This is a genomic window from Bradyrhizobium cosmicum, from assembly GCF_032290525.1.
GTDB lineage: Bacteria > Pseudomonadota > Alphaproteobacteria > Rhizobiales > Xanthobacteraceae > Bradyrhizobium > Bradyrhizobium cosmicum_A.
Genome location: NZ_JASXTA010000135.1, coordinates 1 through 290, shown reverse-complemented (window position 1 = coordinate 290; position 290 = coordinate 1). Strand labels below are relative to the sequence as shown.

Below are 290 nucleotides of genomic sequence, written 5' to 3'. Positions count from 1 at the left end.
CCTCACGTCTTGTATGCATGAATGGCACCCATCCCCAACTCCCGCAGTGAACGGATCACCCGCATGCCCCTGTCTCGACGTGGTTTCCTCCTCGGCACCAGCGCCACGGCGACGCTGGGCGCCCTCACCGGCTGCGCGCCGACCGACGGCGGCCAGCAGTCCGTATGGTCGACGTACGGCGTCGGCACCGGCACCTACAACGACCTCGCCGCCGTGGCCAACACGCTCACCCAGGTCAACCGCCGCCAGGTCCGCCTTATGACCTCGTCCACCGGCATGGGCCGTATGGC

1 protein-coding gene is annotated in these 290 nt (G+C 68.3%); it reads left to right on the top strand.

What is annotated here, in order from left to right; all coding sequences use genetic code 11:
• Nucleotides 1-63: 63 nt before the first annotated feature.
• Nucleotides 64-290: hypothetical protein (locus QSV46_RS39385; RefSeq protein ID WP_314964044.1), on the top strand; the 227-nt coding region annotated here is incomplete at its 3' end.